This window comes from Streptomyces sp. NPDC002467 (genome assembly GCF_042889825.1).
GTDB lineage: Bacteria > Actinomycetota > Actinomycetes > Streptomycetales > Streptomycetaceae > Streptomyces.
The window spans coordinates 61,991-79,057 of record NZ_JBIARJ010000002.1 but is presented as its reverse complement, the minus strand read 5'-3'; the positions used below and the strand labels follow the sequence as shown (position 1 = coordinate 79,057).

The window sequence follows — 17,067 nt, the reverse complement described above, 5'->3', positions numbered from 1 at the left end:
ATCTGATTTTGATAACGAGGGGTTATACGTATGACCTCATGCGTCGCGGGGAGTACGGGCCGACGGAATCCGCTCCGACCGTCGGGGGTGGCGGCGGCTGCCGGGCCGCCACCCCGCGCGGAGCCGGGGTCAGCCCAGTCGGAGGCCGTGGCCGTAGGGGAAGAGCGGGTCGCCCGAGTCGTTGGGCACGTCCTCGTGGCCCGCGACGACGTCCTCCATCGAGCGGGGCAGTTCGAAGGGCAGCCGCCCCTCGGCCACCGCCCGGCCGAAGAGCACGTCCAGCAGCGCCCGGTCCGAGGCGCCGAAGTTCGCCACGAGGGCTCCCGCCCGGTCCGCGATCTCGGGCAGGACCGCCGCCCGGTCCAGGAAGACGTCGACGACGGTCGGCACGGCGGCGGCGACGTCGAGCACGGGCCTCAGCTCCTCCTCGGTGAAGTCGAGGCGGCCCGCCCGGAAGAAGGACTCGAAGCCCGTCGTACGGTCCTTGTCGTACGGTGCCGCGATGCGCAGCAGCGCGACGTCCGCCTCACCGGGCGCGTCCACGACCGTCGCGTACTCGGCGGCGACGGCGCGGTCCACGCCCTCCGTGTAGATCCGCACCCCGGGGGCGAGCGGCAGCAGGGGCCGGTCGGCACCCTCCGGGCGGTCCTTGAGGACCGTGACCGAGCGGCTCTGGGCCGCCAGGCCGGCCGCGGTGAACCGCGGGTTCCCGCAGATACGGGCGGCGGCGTCGGGGTCCGCGTAGGGATCGTCGAAGAGGCCGAGGACGAACTTCTCCTTCAGCAACCGCAGGACGGAGCGGTCGACGCGCTCGACGGCCACCCGGCCGCTGCGGACGAGTTCCACGACGAGTTCGGGGGCCGCCTCGCCGCCGAGCTGGTCGGCCCCGGCCTCCAGGATGAGTTCCACCCGGGCGAGCCGGTCCAGGTCCTCCACGCCCCAGGCGCGCGCAGGGAAGGGCGCCCCGAAGATCTGCGTGTCGGTGACCAGGCCCCAGTCGGTGCAGACGATGCCGTCGAAGCCGTACTTCTCACGTAGCAGGCCGGTGACGACGCCCTTGTTGAAGCCGAAGCCGACCTCGTCGTAGGGGGTGCCGACGGGCATGGCGTAGTACGGCATGACCTGCGAGGTGCCGGCGGCGAACGCGGCCTCGAAGGGGATGAGGTGATAGTCGAAGTTGTCGCCGGGGTAGACCTGTTCGCGCCCGTACGGGAAGTGCGCGTCCTCGCCGTTCAGCTGGGGCCCGGCGCCGGGGAAGTGCTTCGTCATCGCCGAGACGCTGTCGGTGCCGAGGCTCTCGCCCTGGAGCCCGCGGACGTAGGCGGCGACCATGCGGCCGGCCACTTCGGCGTCGGAGCCGAAGGTGCCGAGGACGCGCGGCCAGCGGGGTTCGGTGGCCAGGTCGGCCGTCGGGTGCAGGGCGAGGCGGATGCCGACCGCGCGGTACTCCTGGCGGACGATGTCGGCGTGCTCCCGCACGAGCTCCTCGTCGCCGACGGCGGCCAGGCCCGGCGGCTCCGGCCACAGCGAGAAGCCCTCGGTCTGGGCGCTCGCCGCGGGATTGTCGACGAAGCCGTTGCGGGGGTCGGTGGAGAGGGTCACCGGGATGCCGAGGCGGGTGGCTGCGGCCAGGTCCTGGAGCCGGTTGTTCCACTCGGCCATGCGGCGCGGCGCCGCCGCTCCGAGCAGGTTGAAGTGGTTCATCAGCTTGCCGGTCACCATCGCGGAGGTGGAGGCGTGCATCGGGTCGTCGCCGGGGGCTCCCGGCCCCGGTTCCACCAGCGAGCCGTCCGGATTGATGGTGATCATGGTCTGGAAGAGGAGTCCCGCCTTCTCCTCCAGCGTCATGCGCATGAGGAGGTCCCGGGCCCGCTCGGCGGCGGGCAGACGGGGGTCTTCGTAGGGTTCCATGACGCCGTTGCCGTTCAGATCACGGAACGACGTACCGTCCGGAGCGGTCAGGATGCGCGGCCGGGCCGCCGGAGTGTCTGCCATCGAATGCTCCTCGAAGCTTCACTTCACGAGTCGTACGGCCGGAGATTACACGTGTAACCACTCGCGGAACAGACCCGCGGAACGCACACTTCCCGTAGCGACCCGACTCCTGGCGACCGACTCCCGGCGGCGCGCCGCGCCGCGCCCCGTCGCTCCCCGTCGCTCCCCGTCGCTCCCTAGACCTGGGGACCGCCGATGGTCTGTTCCGTCCAGATCGTCTTTCCCGTGCCGGTGAAGCGGCTGCCCCAGCGGTCGGCGAGCTGGGCCACGAGGAAGAGGCCGCGCCCGCCCTCGTCCGTCTCCCGCGCGCGGCGCAGGCGGGGCTGGGTGCTGCTGGGGTCGGAGACCTCGCAGACGAGGACGCGGTCGCGGATCAGCCGGAGCCCGACCGGGCCGCCCGCGTAGCGGATGGCGTTCGTCACGAGTTCGCTGGCGACGAGTTCCGTCACGAAGCCCAGTTCGTCCAACTCCCAGTAGGACAGCTGCCGTACCACCAGCTCACGGGCGCGTGCCACGAGCGACAGATCGGCTTCGAGCTGCCATTCGGCGACCCTGTCGGCCGGGAGCGCGCGGGTGCGGGCGAGCAACAGGGCGACGTCGTCGGCGGGTTCCTCGGGGAGCACTCCGTCGAAGACGCCCTGGCCGATCTCCTCCAGGGGCCGGCTCCGGTCGGCGCCGGCGAGTGAGGTCCGCAGCCGCTCCAGTCCCTCCTCGATGTCGCCGCCGCGACTGCCCACGACTCCGTTCGTGAAGAACGCCAGCAGGCTGTCGGGTTCCACCGCGAACTCCGTGAGCTCGAAGGGCACTCCGCCCACGCCGAGCGGGGGGCCCGGCGTCATGCCGACGAAGACCGGCTCCCCGTCCGGTGGCAGGAGGGCGGGCGGCGGGTGGCCGGCCGTGGCGGCGGCGCAGGTCTTCGCCACCGGGTCGTACACGGCGTACAGGCAGGTCGCTCCGAGCACCGCCCGTTCGGAGGGCGAGGCGCCGCCGGCGTGCTCGTCGGAGAAGCCGAGCACCAGGTCGTCGAGGTGCGTGAGCAGTTCACCCGGATCGAGGTCGAGGTCGGCGAGGGTCCGCACCGCGGTCCGCAGCCTCGCCATGCCGGCGGTGGCGTCGAGTCCGTGGCCGACGACGTCGCCGACGACGAACGCCACGCGCAGGGACGGCAGGGGGATCACGTCGAACCAGTCCCCGCCGACTCCCACGCCGCCGCCCGCCGGCTGGTAGATCCCCGCGGCGTCCGCGGCGGGCGTGTTCACGGCGGAGGTCGGCAGCAGGCTCCGCTGGAGGGCCACCGCCGACCGGTGCTCCTTGGTGTAGCGGCGGGCGTTGTCCACGCCGATCGCCGCCCTGGAGACGACGTCCTGGAGGAGGATGGCGTCCTCCTCGGCGAAGGCGGACGGCAGTTGACTGCGCCAGACCGTGACGCAGCCGAGGACCAGGCCCCGGGCGTAGAGCGGTACCGCCACGGACGAGTGCGATCCGCCGGGTATGAGGAGCGGCAGGGCCGCGGGGGCCACTCCGAGGTCCGTACGGAGCACGGACACGTCGGGGACCAGCACGGCCCGCCCCTCCATGAAGGGACTCATCAGCTCGTTGTCGGGTACGGGCGGGACGGCCTCTCCGACGGGCAGGAGTTCCTCCGCGGAGATCCCCGGGCTCTGCGCGGCGGCGGCCCGGCGCAGCCGGACGTCACCGCCGGAGTCGAGGTGCGGCGGTTCGTCGCCCACCAGTACCGGCTCGGCGAGGTCGACGGTCGCCAGGTCCGCGAAGTCGGGGACGATCAGGTTCACCAGGGTCTCGGCCATCACCGTCACGTCCAGGGTGGCGCCGATGGTCGCGGCCGCGGCCCGGGCGAGGGAGGTCCGGCGTCGCTCCGCGTCCCGTTCGGCCGTGTCCGCCGTCGACGCGGCGGGCGTCAGCAGCACCAGCCACTGTCCCCGCGCGGCGGCGTCGTCCGGAGCCCGCGCCGTGAGCCGGACCAGATCGAACGCCGGACCGGCCCGGCGAGCCGGCGGGTCCGCGCCGGGCGGGGACACCGGGCGCCCGCCCGGGGCCGCCCCCGTTTCCCCGAACGGGATCAGCGCGAGCAGCGGGGCGCACACCCGGCCCGGCGAGCAGTCGAGCAGCTTCGCGGCCGCTTCGGAACAGGCCAGGACCACACCCGCGTCGTCCAGTACGACCGCTGCCGTGCCCCCGGCGGACGCCGGGGCCCGGCCCGGGCCGCCGTGCTCCGTTTCGCGCATGTCGCCTCCACGCGGCGTGACATCCAGTATCGCCCCGGGTGGGACGCCCGGCGACCGGGCACCCGGTGGCCGCCTCAAGGGGATCGTCGGACGCGGGCCAGGACGAGGACGGTGTCGTCGGTCGGCGGGATCGGCAGCAGGTTCGTGAGGATGCGGTCCGCCAGTGCTTCCAACGTCCCGGGAGGTCCGGCCAGTTCGGCGCGCAACGCATCCAGTCCGGTCTCGATGTCCCGGCCGCGTGCCTCGATGAGGCCGTCGGTGTAGAGGGCGAGGATCGCGCCGGCGGGGAGTTCGATCTCGGTCGTGCGGAAGGGGAAGCCGCCTACGCCGAGCGGGACGCCCGAATCCGCGTCGACGGTCTCCACCGTGCCGTCCGGGCGCAGCACGAGGGGTGGTGGGTGGCCGGCGAGGGCCACCCGGGCTCGGCCGTTCGTCGGGTCGTAGACGATGTACAGGCAGGTCGCGAGGTCGATCCCGGCCACCTGGGCGCAGGAGTCGAGCTCGGCCAGCAGCTCGGCGGGGTCGTCGACGTGCCCGGCCAGGGCGTCGGCGGTGATGCGGAGGCGGCCCATGGAGGCGGCGGCCGACACCCCGTGCCCCATCACGTCGCCGACGACGAGCGCGACCCGGCCGTCGCGCAGGCTGCTCACGTCGTACCAGTCGCCGCCGACCTCGGTGATCCGGCTTCCGGGCACGTACCGGTGGGCCACTTCCATGTGCGGGCCGGTCTCCAGGGCGCGTGGCAGCAGGGCCCGCTGGAGGGTGAGGGCGATGTCCTGGACGCGGCTGTACAGGCGGGCGTTGTCCAGGCAGATCGCGGCGCGCGAGGCGAGTTCGCCGGCGAGGAGGACATCGTCCCGGGTGAAGGCGGGCCGCTCCGCGGAGCGGCCGAACATGGCGATCCCCTGGACGGTGTCCCGGGCGATGAGCGGGGCGACGAGCACGCAGGCCACCCCGCTCTCGGCCATGATCCGGGTGCGTGACTCGGTGAGGACGGTCCGGGCCAGGAACTCGGGGTTCACCTCGGCGGAGATGGCGCGGCCGGTGCTCAGCATGTCGTGGATGACGGAGCCGGGCGGATAGCGCACCTTGCCCACCCCGCTGACGAGTTCCACGGCCGGCGGGGGCAGGATCGTCCCGGAGGCGATCCTGCGGGTGATCAGCGGCAGCTCCGGGTCGAACGCCTCCGACTCGTCCATCCATTCCACGATCTCGACGACCGCGCCGTCGCAGAAGTCGGGCATCGACACGTCGACCAGTTCCTGGGCCGTGAGGTTCACGTCGAGGGTGGTCCCGATGCGCGCGGAGGCCCCGTCGAGCAGCGCCAGGCGCCGGCGGCCGGCGGTGGCTTCGAGGATGGCCCGTTCCCGGTCGGTGACGTCGACCATCAGCCCGCCCACCCCGGGGCGGGAGCCGACGGCCTGGCTGAGGGGGAAGAAGCTGACCGAGCGGACCTGGTCCCGGTCCGGATATCCCCGCGGGCGCGTTCCCACCAGGGCGCCGACGACCGGCGCGCCGCCCCCGGCGACGGCACGGAGCATGCGCTCGTACTCGCCGCCGTCGGACATGATCATGATTTCGTCCATGTGCCGCCCGAGGTGCGCCTCGATGGAGAGTCCGTCCATGTCGGCGAGCGCCTGGTTGAGGTGGACGTAGCGCAGGTCGGGGTCGAGCATGACCAGGCCGATCGGGCAGGTCTCGAAGAGGGCGTCGAGGAAGGCGAGGTTGGTCTTCACCCGGTCGAGTTCGTCGCTGCGGCTCGCCAGGACCATCACCACGGAAGGCCCTCCGGCCCCGGTCACGGAGAAGGAGCGGAAGCCGCAGGGGAAGACGCGGCCGGCGCTGTCCCGCGCGTTCAGCCGGCCCCGCCAGTAGCCCAGGGTCCGGCCCCGCTCCGTCAGCCTGACACAGGCGGCCGAGGAGCCGTGCCGCTCGTCGGCGAAGAGGCCGGCGCCGGGTTTCGTCAGGACGTCGGTGGAGTCGTACCCGAAGAGTTCGCTCGCACCGGGGCCCCAGTAGCAGACGCGGTCGTCGTCGTCGAGGCCGAAGACGGCCACGGGCACGCGTTCGAGCAGCGTCCCCGGTTCGGACCGGAGCGGACCGTGAGCCTGCGCGCCCCCCGGCCGAGCCGATGGCACGAGACGTCCCCTTCCACCCGCCGATCTCTCCATCCATTATGCGAAGACCTCAGGAGTTGCGCGGCGGGAAGTGCGCCGAGGCGAGGACGGAGCCGTCGGCGCCGACCAGCTGCGCCCCGGTCACGGTCGCCGGGTCCACGGGGGCCGGGGCGCCCCAGTGGCCGTAGCCGACCCTGAGCGGGAAGGCGCCCACGTCGACGGTGGTGCCGTCGGAACGCACGAGGCGGCAGTGGACCTGGCGGCCGGCGCCGCCCTCCAGGTCGACGGACATGTAGACGAAGCCCGGCGCGCCGGGGTGCGCGTACACCCGGCCCACCTCGTGGCCGTCCGCGACCAGGGCGGCCTGGAGCAGCGCCTGGTCCTCGCGGGTCTGCGACGCGGGCGCGCGGGCGTCGTCGAAGGCCGTGCCGACGGCCCAGCCGCCGAACCCGGCGGCGAGCGCCATGGCCGCCCCGGCGGCCGCGAGCCCCACCCGCCGGGGCAGGTGCGGGTGGAGGCGGCGGCGGGGCGCCGGCCGGGCCGGGCGCAGCCGGTCCATGACGCGGGTCTCGAACCCGACGGGGGGTTCGGCGCCCGGCAGCAGGGCCAGCAGGCGGTCTCCGGCGAGGGTCAGCCCCTCCACGTGCTCGCGGCAGTCGGAGCAGTGGTCCAGGTGGGCGATGGCCAGGGCCCGCTCCCTGCCCGGCAGCACGCCGAGCGCCAGCTCGGCACCGAGCTCCCGCAGCCGCTCGCAGGTCATCCCGCTCATGGTCGGCTCTCCTCGGCCCCGAGGGACGTACGCAGTCTGCCCATCGCCGTCCGGATCCGCGTCTTGGCGGTGCCCAGGGGGATGTGTTCGAACTCGGCGATCTGCTGGGCGGGCATCCCGTAGATCCCCGCCATGACCAGGGCCCGGGCCTGCTCCCGCGGCAGCGCGGCCACGGCCGCCCGTACCCCGGCCGAGGTCTCTTCGGCGAGCGCCCGTTGTTCGGGGGTCTCGGGGGTGGCGGTCACGACGTCGAGGAGCGCGTCCAGGTCCTCGGGCGCGACGGGCCTGGCCCTGCGGGCGCGCACCGCGTCGATGGCCAGGTTGTGCGCGATGGTCGTGAGCCAGGTCTTCACCGACCCGCGGCGCGGGTCGTACACCTGGGCGTGCCGCCAGGCCCGCTCGAAGGTCTCCTGGGCGATGTCCTCGGCGAGCCGGGGATCACCGGCGACCGCGAGCGCGACGCCGTAGACGGTGCGCTGGAAACGGCGCACGAAGGCGACGGCGATGTCCGGATCGCCCGTCGTCAGGCCCGTGAGCAGCGCCTCGTCGGGAGCGTTCCCGAGGGGAAGGCCCATTCTCCGCATACCAGTGGATACGAACGGGCCGCCCAGGGGGATTGCGCGGGGGCCGCGGTGGTTCACAGGCCCATCCTCCTCCCCCGCCGCACGCAATCCGTCCGCGCCGTCCGGCCGTATCCACTGCGGGACCGATCGACTGCGGAGGGCCGAGCCATGACGACGACATCCACACGCGGCCGGGTCGTACGGGCACTGGCGGCCGGGGCCCTCGCGGGCGTGCTGGCCGGCTGCGGCGCCGGGGGCTCCGGCGGGCACTCCGGTGCTTCCGTGCCTCCCCCGGCGACCGGAGCGGGGGTCACGCGGGTGACCGCGGACCTGACCGACTTCCACATCGCGCTGTCGCGGACGACGTTCGCGCCGGGCGCCTACGCCTTCGTCGCGAAGAACGACGGCCGGCACGACCACGCGCTGGAGATCGAGGGCCCGTCCGGGGAGCACCGCACCAAGACGCTCTCCCCCGGTGCCTCCGACACGGTCACGGTGACCCTGGCCCCCGGCTCGTACGAGGTCTACTGCCCCGTCGACGGGCACAGGGACCTGGGGATGAAGACGGAGATCACGGTGGGCGCCACCGGAGCCCCGACGGACCGGACCCCGGCTCCGGCCCCGCCGTCCGATTCGGGCAGCGGCTACTGAGCGGGACCGGTGTCCGCTCGGCGGGCGGCGATCTCGTGGAGTTCCTCCTTCGTGAGGGCGATCCCGAACACCTCGCGCAGGGTCCCGTCCAGGGCCTCCGGCGCGAGGTGTTCGGTGACGTTCGTCCCGTCGGGGCGAGTGGTGACGAGCTTCAGGTCGTCCAGGCTGTGGTGCGCGGCGGGGGTCATGCGCTGCGCGAAGAGCCTGCGGACGAACGGGGAGCGCGCGTGCGTGCCCACGAAGTGGCTGCCGACGACGTAGTCGATCGGGTACTGGGCGGTGAGGGTGAAGGTGTGCCGGTCGATCCAGGGGGTCGGGACCCGCTCGGGGTCGTCGTCCGGGCCGGACGGGCCGGGGGCGGTCTGGTACAGCCACCACTGGTCGATGCCGTGGGCACCGGGCCTGCGCTCCAGCCGGTGCCGCCAGCCGTCGTACGCGACCTGGGCGCCGTCGGCGAGTTCGATCGGGCCGAGCGGACCGGCCCCGAAGCCGACGTCGCACAGCCACTCGCGGTCGTCGTCGCGGGCGGTCACGGCGAGCAGGCCGTGGGTGGCGGGCAGGACCTTGGGCGCGCCGAGGCTGACCCGCCCGATCATGCCGGTGCCGTGGAACCCGAGGCGTTCGACGGCGGCGGCGAAGAGGAGCACGTGCTCGAAGCAGTAGCCACCGCGGCGGTCGCGGACGAGGCGGGCCTCGACGGAGGGCAGGTCGAGCGGCAGGTCCCGGCCGAGGACCGCGTGCACGTTCTCGAAGGGGATGCCGGTGGTGTGGGCGCGCTGGAGGTCGCGCAGGACGGCGAGGGTGGGCTCGCGGGGGCCGTCGTAGCCGATCCGGGCCAGATAGGCGTCGAGGTCGAGCAGTTCGCCGGACCACCGGTCGGGCCGGTGGTCGGTCGGGCTGGGGTCGGGGACGGGGACGAAGTCCGCGGGCCGCTCCTCCGGGCGGGTCCCGGAGGTCGGGTGGTCGGTGGTGGGGGCGGCGGTCGGCACGCCCCCGGTCTCTGCCGGCAGGATGTTCATGATCCAAGCCTGCAACCTCCACCTACGTCGAGGTCAAACCGGAATACGGGCCTTCGGTGCACAGCCGCAGGCCGAGCCGGGAGCGAAGGGCCCGGGCGGTGGACCGTACCTCGTCGTCCATGGGACCGTCCGCGACGACGTCGAGCACGGCGAGCGCGAGGTCGGCCTCCGCGCGGGTGAGGAGGGGCAGGCGTTCGGGTTCGGCCGGGGATTCGATCTCCTCGGCCACGATGCTGGTGTACAGGTCGTCGAGCGTCACGTCGGGGGAAACGCGCAGGCCGGAGCCCGGTCACGCGACCCGGAGAAGACTTTGCCGCCCTATGACCGATCCGTGTGGGTCGGCCGGGTGCCGCCGGGACGGCCGGGGGTGCGCGCACTGCTGATCCGGCGGAACTGGTGCACGCTGGTGAAATGTCCGAGCGGGACGGGCCGGCAGCGCGGCCGCGGGCCATGGAAGAGCAGACCCTGCTGCTGTACACGGACGGCCTGGTGGAACGCCGCGGTGAGGACATCGACACCTCGCCGGCCCGGCTCACCGCGCTCCGCATGAGCGCGGGCGCGCGGCCCCCGGACGTGGTGGACACCGTCTGCGACGGGCTCGACGCCCTGCACGCCGAGGACGACGTCGCGGTCGTCGCCGCCCGCCCGCGCCCCCGCCGGCCCCAGGACGCGGACGCCGGCGCCGGCGCCGGCGGCTAGGCCACGGGCAGCGCAGGCAGGGACGGCTCGTACAGCCAGGCCTTGAACAGGTCGTCCAGCGGCTCGTCCGCGTAGCGGGCCGCGTGGGCGGTGAAGCCGGCCGTGGTCACCGCTCCGCCCCGGTGCACGGACGCCCAGTCGCGCAGCATGCGGAAGAAGGCCCCGTCGCCCAGGGCGACGCGGACCGCGTGCACGGCGAGGCCTCCGCGCTCGTACAGCCGGTCGTCGAACATCAGCTTGCGGCCCGGGTCGGCCAGCTTCAGGTCCTGCGGCTGCGTGGACAGCAGCCGGTGCGCGATGGAGGCCATGTCCTGCGCGGTGCGGCTGCCGGAGCGCTCCGACCAGAGCCATTCGGCGTACTTGGCGAGGCCTTCGTTCAGCCAGATGTGCCGCCAGTCGGCGATGCTCACGCTGTTGCCGAACCACTGGTGGGCGAGTTCGTGCGCGATGAGGCGCTCCGAGCCGCGCGCTCCGTCCACGTGGTTGACGCCGAACAGGGAGAGCCCCTGGGCCTCCACGGGGACGTCGAGCTCCTCCTCGGCGACGACCACCGCGTACTCGCCGAAGGGGTAGGGCCCGAACAGCTCCTCGAACAATCGCATCATGGCGGGCTGCCGGGCGAAGTCGCGGGAGAACCGCGGCAGCAGGTGCGCCGGTACGTGGGCGCTCTGCGGGACCCCGCCGAGCCCCGGGTCGCCGAGCAGCACCGTCTGGTACATGCCGATGGCCAGGCCGACCAGGTAGCTGGAGGTCGGCGCGGACTGCTCGTACACCCAGGTGGTCGTGCTGGCCTTCGTGGTGCGGGTGAGCAGCCGGCCTCCGGCGACCACCGTGTAGGCGGACGGGATGTTGACGGAGATCTGGTACGAGGCCTTGTCGGCGGGCCGGTCGTTGCACGGGTACCAGGAGGGCGCGCCGACGGGCTGGCTCGCCACCAGCGCGCCGTCGGTGAGCTCCTCCCAGCCGAGGCCGCCCCAGGGGCTGCGCACGGGCTTGGGGTTGCCCGCCCAGTGCACCTCCACGGTGAAGGCGGCGCCGGCGGGCACCTGCTTGGCCGGTCGGACGCGCAGCTTCCCGCCCCGGTGCGTGTAGTGCGGGGCCCTGCCGTTCACCAGGACGCGGCCTATTTTGAAGTCGGCCAGGTTCAGGTGGAACTCGGTGAGCGGCGCCCGCCCCGCGATCGCGCTGAGTCGGGCCGTGCCGGCCAGCCGGTTCGGGCCGGGACGGTATTCCAGAGCGAGTTCGTACCGGTGCACGCGGTAACGGGCATCGCCGTTGGCCGGGAAGTACGGGTCCGCTACCGCTGTCTGCTGGCCGCTCACTGCCGGTTCCGCTCCCTGCGCTGTGCTCGTACGACGTGCTGGTGCGGGCCGCCCGGTCAGGAGCGCCACGCCTCGATCGGATTGCCCAGCCAGCGGGTGTCGGCGGGGACCGATTCCCCGGCCATCACGAGCGATGCGGGCCCCAGCGTGCTGCGGGCCCCGATCGTGCTCCCGGGCAGGACGATGCCGCCCGGGCCCAGGGTGGCGCCCTCGCGGAGAACCACAGTATCCGTCCTCAAGATCCGGTCGTGGAAGAGGTGGGTCTGCAACACACAGCCCCGGTTCACTCCGGCCGCGTCGCCCAGCGAGACCAGGTCGGTCTCCGGCAGCCAGTAGCTCTCGCACCACACGCCGCGGCCGATCCGGGCCCCCAGGGCGCGCAGCCACAGGCCCAGCAGCGGGGTGCCGGGGACCGATCCGACCAGCCACGGCACGGCCAGCACCTCCACGAAGGTGTCGGCGAGTTCGTTGCGCCAGACGAAGCCGCTCCACAGCGGGTGCTCCCCCGTACGGTGGCGGCCGACCAGGAGCCATTTGGCGGCCACCGACACCAGGCAGGCCGCGAGGCCGGCGGCGATCAGGACGGCCCCGGACAACAGCGCGGCCCCCCAGGTCCCCGGGCCGTCGGTGATCAGCGCGCAGAGCGCCGCCGCGGTGAGCACGGCCAGCGCGGCCGAGCAGAAGACCGGCACCAGTCGGCACAGTTCGACGATCCCGCGCGCCCACAGCAGGCGGGCGGGCGGGTCGTACGTCCGGCTCTGGTCGGCGTCGGCCGCGGAGCGGGGCAGCCTGACCGGGGGCAGGCCCAGGTACGAGCTGCCCTTCTTGGCCTTCTTCGGCGTGGCGGACAACACGCCGACCAGCCCGTCGTCGGGCACGGTGCGCCCGGGGGCGGTCATTCCGGAGTTGCCGAGGAAGGCGCGGCGGCCGATCTCGGAGTGCCCGATCCGCATCCAGCCGCCGCCCAGTTCGTAGGGGGCGGTCAGCGTGTCGTCGGCGAGGAAGGCGCCTTCGCCGACGGTGGTGAGGCTCGGCAGGGCGAGCACGGTGGAGACCTCCGCGCCGCGGCCGATCTTCATGCCGAGCAGCCGCAGCCACACCGGGGTGATCAGCCCCGCGTAGAGCGGGAAGAGCGTCTCCCGGGAGAGGTCCATCAGCTGGGTGACGGTCCAGGCCTGCCAGCCGACCCTGCTGTGGGTGGGGTGACTGCCCGTGCGCAGGCCGAGGCTGAGCAGGCGTACGGAGACCAGCAGGAGCAGCGCGTACGCGCATCCGTAGGCGAGCGCGGCGGGCACCACGGCGATCAGCGCTCCGCGCGTGGCGTCGGCGAGCACGGCGTCGGAGGGTACGAAGCGGCTCACGACGAGCAGGGCGGGCAGCGCGGCGAGCACGGGCAGGGCCGTGAGGCAGAAGCCGGTCAGCCCGTATATGGCCCGCCAGGCGAGCCCGCGCGGCGGGCGTTCCTTGGGCCAGTTGTGCTTGGCCCGGCCCAGTTTGACGGCGGGCGCCCCGGCCCAGCGCTGGCCGGTGGGGACCTGCCCGACGACGGCGGAGCCGGGGGCCACCTCGGCCCGCTTGCCGACCCGGGCGCCGGGGAAGAGCATGCTGCGGGTGCCGACCACGGCGCCCGCACCGACCTTGACGGCGCCGATCACGAGGCGGTCCCCGTCCAGCCAGTACCCGGAGAGGTCCACCTCGGACTCCACGGCGCAGCCGCGGCCGAGCTTGAGCATGCCGGTGACCGGGGGCAGCGAGTGCAGGTCCACCTCGGGGCCGACCTTGGCGCCGAGCGCCCGGGCGTACCGCTCCAGCCAGGAGCCGGTGAGCGAGGTCGCTCCGACGTACTCGGCGAGCCGCTCGGCCGTCCACAGCCGCAGGTGCACGCTGCCGCCGCGCGGGTGGCGTCCGGCCTTCACCCCGCGCAGCAGCAGGCGCGCGCCGCCCGCGGCGACGGCGAGCCGGCCGGGCGGGCTGAAGAGCACGACGGCGCCGGCGGCGATCAGCCACCACGAGGCGGTCGGCGCCCACGGGTACGGCCCGAGCAGGTCCAGTACGTTGCCCAGAGCCACCAGCGCCAGTGTCCAGCGCAGCCCGACCACGGTGAAGAGCGGGAGCAGCAGCAGCGACTGCACCACCTGGGCGCGGCGCGGCACCGGGGCCACGGTGCGGGCGGCGCCGTCCTCCTGTACGGACTTCTCCAGGCGCCGGGCCAGCTTGCGCAGTACGGGCTGCTGGTAGATGTCGAGCACGGCGGCGCTCGGGTAGCGGGTGCGCAGCCTGGTGGTGAGCTGGGCGGCGGAGAGGCTGCCGCCGCCGATCGCGAAGAAGTCGTCGGCGTGGCTGGTGACGGCCACCCCGAGGCTCTCGCTCCACTGCTCGGCGAGCCAGGCCTCGGTGCCGTACAGCTGCTCGGCGGGGCCGGCGGTCTCCAGGTCGGGGAGCGGCCAGGGCAGCGCGTCGCGGTCGACCTTGCCGGAGGTGCGGGTGGGCAGTTCGGAGACGGGTGCGAGCAGCGGGACGAGGGCCGCGGGCAGTGCGGCGCGGAGTCGTTCCACCGCTTCCGCGTGGTCCCAGCCGTCCTGGGTGACCAGGTAGCCGACCAGCAGTTGGTTGCCGCTGCGGGCGGTGCGCACGGCAGCGGCCGCGCCGGCGACGCCGGGCAGGGCCTGGAGCGCCGCGTCCACCTCGCCGAGTTCGATGCGGCGGCCGCCGAGCTTGACCTGCTCGTCGCCGCGGCCGAGGAAGACCAGCCCCTCGGGCTCCGCGCGGACGAGGTCACCGCTGCGGTAGGCGCGGTCCCAGCCCAGGGATTCCAGCGGGGCGTACTTCTCGGCGTCCTTCTCGGGATCGAGGTAGCGGGCGAGGCCGACGCCGCCGATCACGAGCTGACCGCTGCCGCCCATGGGCACGGGCTCGCCGGACTCGTCGACCACGACGAGTTCCCAGCCGTTCAGCGGCAGCCCGATCCGGATGGGTTCCTCGCCGGTCAGGAGCGAGGCGCAGGCGACGACGGTCGCCTCGGTGGGGCCGTAGGTGTTCCAGACCTCGCGGCCCTCGGTGACCAGGCGCTGGGTCAGTTCGGGCGGGCAGGCCTCGCCGCCGAAGATCAACAGCCGGACCTCGGCCAGGTCCTCGGGCTCCCACAGCGCGGCCAGGGTGGGCACGGTGGAGACCACGGTGATCTCCTGCTCCACCAGCCAGGGGCCGAGGTCGGCGCCGCTGCGGACCTGGGAGCGGGGGACGGGGACGAGGCAGGCGCCGTAGCGCCAGGCCAGCCACATCTCCTCGCAGGAGGCGTCGAAGGCGACGGACAGTCCGGCCATGACGCGGTCGCCGGGGCCGATCGGCTCCTCGGTGAGGAAGAGCGCGGCCTCGGCGTCCACGAAGGCGGCGGCGCTGCGGTGGGTGACGGCGACGCCCTTGGGCTTGCCGGTGGAGCCGGAGGTGAAGATGATCCACGCGTCGTCCTCGGGCCCGGGCCGCGCGGCGATCCGGGCCCCGGCGGATCCGTTGGCGCCATTGGCGCCGTTGGCCCCGTCGGCCCCGTTGGCCCCGTCGGCCCCGTTGGCGCCGGCGCGACCGCCGGCCTCGGCCGGGCCGGTGGCGTCGATGCGCTGTCCTGCGCCCATCACGGCCTGCACCCGGGCCTCGCCGAAGACCAGTTCGGCCCGCTCGTCCGGGTCCTCGGCGTCGACCGGGACGTACGCGGCGCCCGCGGCGAGCACCGCGAGGATCGCCACATACAGCTCGTTGGTCCCGGACGGCACGCGGACGCCGACCCGGTCGCCGAGCCCGACCCCGGCGGCCGCGAGGGCGACCCGCCGGCGCTCGACCTCGACGGCGAGCGCACGGTAGGTCAGTTGGGTGGTGCCGTCGTCCAGGGCGGGTTCTTCGGGGTGGTCCCGTACGGAAGCCTCGAAGATGTCGACGAGAGTGCGCTTCGGGGCGGCGGGCCCGGCGAAGAACCGGGCCGATTTACCGGACTCCTCGTGGTTTTCCCCGTCGTTGAGCGGAGTGAGCGCACCGCTCTGAGGTGTGGCTGCCATCGGCCCTCGCGTCTCGTTCCCGGAAACGTCCGGGTCGCCGGCCGGAGGCCGGGTCTGCCCGGGTTGTTCCGATCCAGCGCCAAACAGCCCGTCATTTTAGTCCGTCATCACGGAAATCCTCGTCGACACCTTGCGCGTGGCTGGGAAAGGACGGTAATGAGGCGCCGCGAGCACATCAGCCGACGACCCGCGCCGTGTACTCCCCCGCCGCCTCGACCGCGGCGGTCAGGGCCGCCGGATCGACGTCGGTCGCTCCCTCCAACCGCACCACGCAGCGCCCGGAACGCGTGTCCGTGGCGGCCGAGGCGACTCCGGGGACCTCTTCCAGTTCGTCGTCGATCAGCAGGCCGCAGGCGGTGCAGTGCATGCCCTCGATCAGGAGCTCCAGGCTCCGGCCGGGGCCGCCCGTCTCCGGCCGACGGCGGGCGGCCTTGCGGCCGAACAGTCCGAACGCGTTCATCGCGGGTCCTTCGTGAATTCGATGTCACCGGTCTGCATGCCCATGGCGCAGGAGAAGCGGAGGGTGCCCGGCTTGCGCGTGCCCAGGTCGATCTCGGTGTCGCCGTCGCGCTTGACGATCTCCTGGACTCCGAGCTCGGGGATGGTGAACGCCCGGGCACAGCCCCCGGAGTCCCGGCCGTGCAGCACGAGCGTGGTGGGCACTCCGGCTCGCGCTGCGAACCGCGTGGGGGCGTAGAAATCGGTCACGGTGAGCGTGACGATCTGCCGCCCGGAGGCATCGGTGCGGACGGGCGTCACCGCTTCGGCCGCCCCGCCGCCCCCGCTTCCGCTGCCGTCGCCGCCCTCGACGACGAACGGGCCGCCGCCCGCCGCGGCCGGGCGACTTGGGGCGTCGAAGGAGACCCAGCCGCCCGCCTGGAGCGCGGACGTCATGGTCCAGGCGGCCACGGCCAGCACCACCACGCCGGTCAGACCCGCGAGCCGGCCCGACAGGGCCTGGCTGCCGCGGCGCAGCAGGTAGCCGAGCAGCGCGAACAGCGGGGCGGTGCCCAGTACGAATCCGGCCATCACCGCGGCCCCGGCCTCCGGGGACCCGGCGGTGACGGCGAGCAGTTCCATGGAGAGCGTCACCCCGCAGGGCACCAGCACCGTGGCGAGGCCGATCAGCGCCGGGGTGACGGCCGAGTCGGTCTTCGCGCTGCGGCGCATCAGCCGCCCGAACGCGGCGGGCGGGCGCGGCAGGATCCGTCCGACCGCCTTCACGCCGAACAGGTCCAGCGCGAACAGCACCATCAGCCCGCCGGCGGCCAGCAGCAGTACGGCCTGGGCGCGGGGGCTCGGCCGGAGGGCGTTGCCGAACACCCCCAGCAGCGCGCCGAGGAGGGTGTGCGAGAGCAGCTTCCCGCCGAGGAACGCGACGACGGGCGCGAGCGGGGCGGGCGCTTCGGGGGTCGGGGTGCGGCGGCGGGTGACGGCACCGGCCAGCAGACCCCCTTGTACGGCGGCGCACGAGGCACCCCCGGCGAAGAGACCGGTGGTGACACCGGTGATCAGCAAAGCGGCGGACGACGGCATGCGTCGTTGCTCCTGTTCTGCGACGACGGCACGCGCACGCGGACGACTGGGTCCGGGCGTGCCGAAGAGGACGTGGGATGGACGGCGTCCCGCAGCACTTCAGT

General features: G+C 73.8%; 13 protein-coding genes. 2 read left to right on the top strand and 11 right to left on the bottom strand.

Features of this window, described 5'->3' with window-relative positions; genetic code table 11:
• Positions 1 to 129: 129 nt before the first annotated feature.
• The 5 genes from ACFYYJ_RS03720 to ACFYYJ_RS03700 form a co-directional block, all read right to left on the bottom strand.
• Positions 130 to 1,995, bottom strand: a complete 1,866-nt coding sequence (locus tag ACFYYJ_RS03720) for a glycoside hydrolase family 3 protein (RefSeq protein ID WP_389128170.1) — start codon at positions 1,993 to 1,995, stop codon at positions 130 to 132.
• A 176-nt stretch (positions 1,996 to 2,171) separates the two neighbouring features.
• Positions 2,172 to 4,241 (bottom strand): SpoIIE family protein phosphatase, encoded by a 2,070-nt coding sequence (locus tag ACFYYJ_RS03715; RefSeq protein WP_389128168.1) that lies wholly within the window; start codon positions 4,239 to 4,241, stop codon positions 2,172 to 2,174.
• Positions 4,242 to 4,315: 74 nt separating this feature from the next.
• A complete protein-coding gene (locus ACFYYJ_RS03710; RefSeq protein WP_389128166.1) occupies positions 4,316 to 6,412 on the bottom strand; it encodes a SpoIIE family protein phosphatase in 2,097 nt (698 codons plus the stop codon).
• 16 nt (positions 6,413 to 6,428) lie between these two features.
• Positions 6,429 to 7,127, bottom strand: a complete 699-nt coding sequence (locus tag ACFYYJ_RS03705) for a hypothetical protein (protein WP_385125289.1) — start codon at positions 7,125 to 7,127, stop codon at positions 6,429 to 6,431.
• Positions 7,124 to 7,711, bottom strand: a complete 588-nt coding sequence (locus ACFYYJ_RS03700) for an RNA polymerase sigma factor (RefSeq protein ID WP_385125290.1) — start codon at positions 7,709 to 7,711, stop codon at positions 7,124 to 7,126. The genes ACFYYJ_RS03705 and ACFYYJ_RS03700 overlap by 4 nt, the downstream gene beginning before the upstream one ends.
• A 147-nt stretch (positions 7,712 to 7,858) precedes the next feature.
• Between ACFYYJ_RS03700 and ACFYYJ_RS03695 the strand changes: the two genes are divergently transcribed.
• Positions 7,859 to 8,341, top strand: a complete 483-nt coding sequence (locus ACFYYJ_RS03695) for a plastocyanin/azurin family copper-binding protein (RefSeq protein ID WP_389128164.1) — start codon at positions 7,859 to 7,861, stop codon at positions 8,339 to 8,341.
• On the opposite strand, the gene ACFYYJ_RS03690 is transcribed toward ACFYYJ_RS03695, so the two are convergent.
• Positions 8,335 to 9,360 carry an arylamine N-acetyltransferase gene (locus ACFYYJ_RS03690; protein WP_389128162.1) on the bottom strand — a complete coding sequence of 342 codons (1,026 nt, stop codon included), beginning with the start codon at positions 9,358 to 9,360 and terminating at the stop codon, positions 8,335 to 8,337. The genes ACFYYJ_RS03695 and ACFYYJ_RS03690 overlap by 7 nt on opposite strands.
• 22 nt (positions 9,361 to 9,382) lie before the next feature.
• Positions 9,383 to 9,619: a hypothetical protein gene (locus ACFYYJ_RS03685; protein WP_385125295.1), complete on the bottom strand. Its 237-nt coding sequence runs from the start codon at positions 9,617 to 9,619 to the stop codon at positions 9,383 to 9,385.
• Between the two features lie 152 nt (positions 9,620 to 9,771).
• Here ACFYYJ_RS03685 and ACFYYJ_RS03680 point away from each other — a divergent pair, with 152 nt between their 5' ends.
• Positions 9,772 to 10,059 (top strand): SpoIIE family protein phosphatase, encoded by a 288-nt coding sequence (locus ACFYYJ_RS03680; protein WP_389128160.1) that lies wholly within the window; start codon positions 9,772 to 9,774, stop codon positions 10,057 to 10,059.
• Here ACFYYJ_RS03680 and ACFYYJ_RS03675 read toward each other — a convergent pair.
• The 4 genes from ACFYYJ_RS03675 to ACFYYJ_RS03660 all read right to left on the bottom strand — a co-directional run bounded on the left by ACFYYJ_RS03675 (position 10,056) and on the right by ACFYYJ_RS03660 (position 16,963).
• Positions 10,056 to 11,381 (bottom strand): M1 family metallopeptidase, encoded by a 1,326-nt coding sequence (locus ACFYYJ_RS03675; RefSeq protein WP_385125297.1) that lies wholly within the window; start codon positions 11,379 to 11,381, stop codon positions 10,056 to 10,058. The genes ACFYYJ_RS03680 and ACFYYJ_RS03675 overlap by 4 nt on opposite strands.
• Before the next feature lie 56 nt (positions 11,382 to 11,437).
• On the bottom strand, positions 11,438 to 15,427 hold the full coding sequence (locus ACFYYJ_RS03670; RefSeq protein ID WP_389128158.1) for a Pls/PosA family non-ribosomal peptide synthetase: 3,990 nt from the start codon (positions 15,425 to 15,427) through the stop codon (positions 11,438 to 11,440).
• A gap of 175 nt (positions 15,428 to 15,602) precedes the next feature.
• On the bottom strand, positions 15,603 to 15,887 hold the full coding sequence (locus ACFYYJ_RS03665) for a heavy metal-associated domain-containing protein (protein WP_389128156.1): 285 nt from the start codon (positions 15,885 to 15,887) through the stop codon (positions 15,603 to 15,605).
• Positions 15,884 to 16,963 (bottom strand): sulfite exporter TauE/SafE family protein, encoded by a 1,080-nt coding sequence (locus ACFYYJ_RS03660; RefSeq protein ID WP_389128154.1) that lies wholly within the window; start codon positions 16,961 to 16,963, stop codon positions 15,884 to 15,886. The genes ACFYYJ_RS03665 and ACFYYJ_RS03660 overlap by 4 nt, the downstream gene beginning before the upstream one ends.
• Positions 16,964 to 17,067 lie beyond the last annotated feature (104 nt).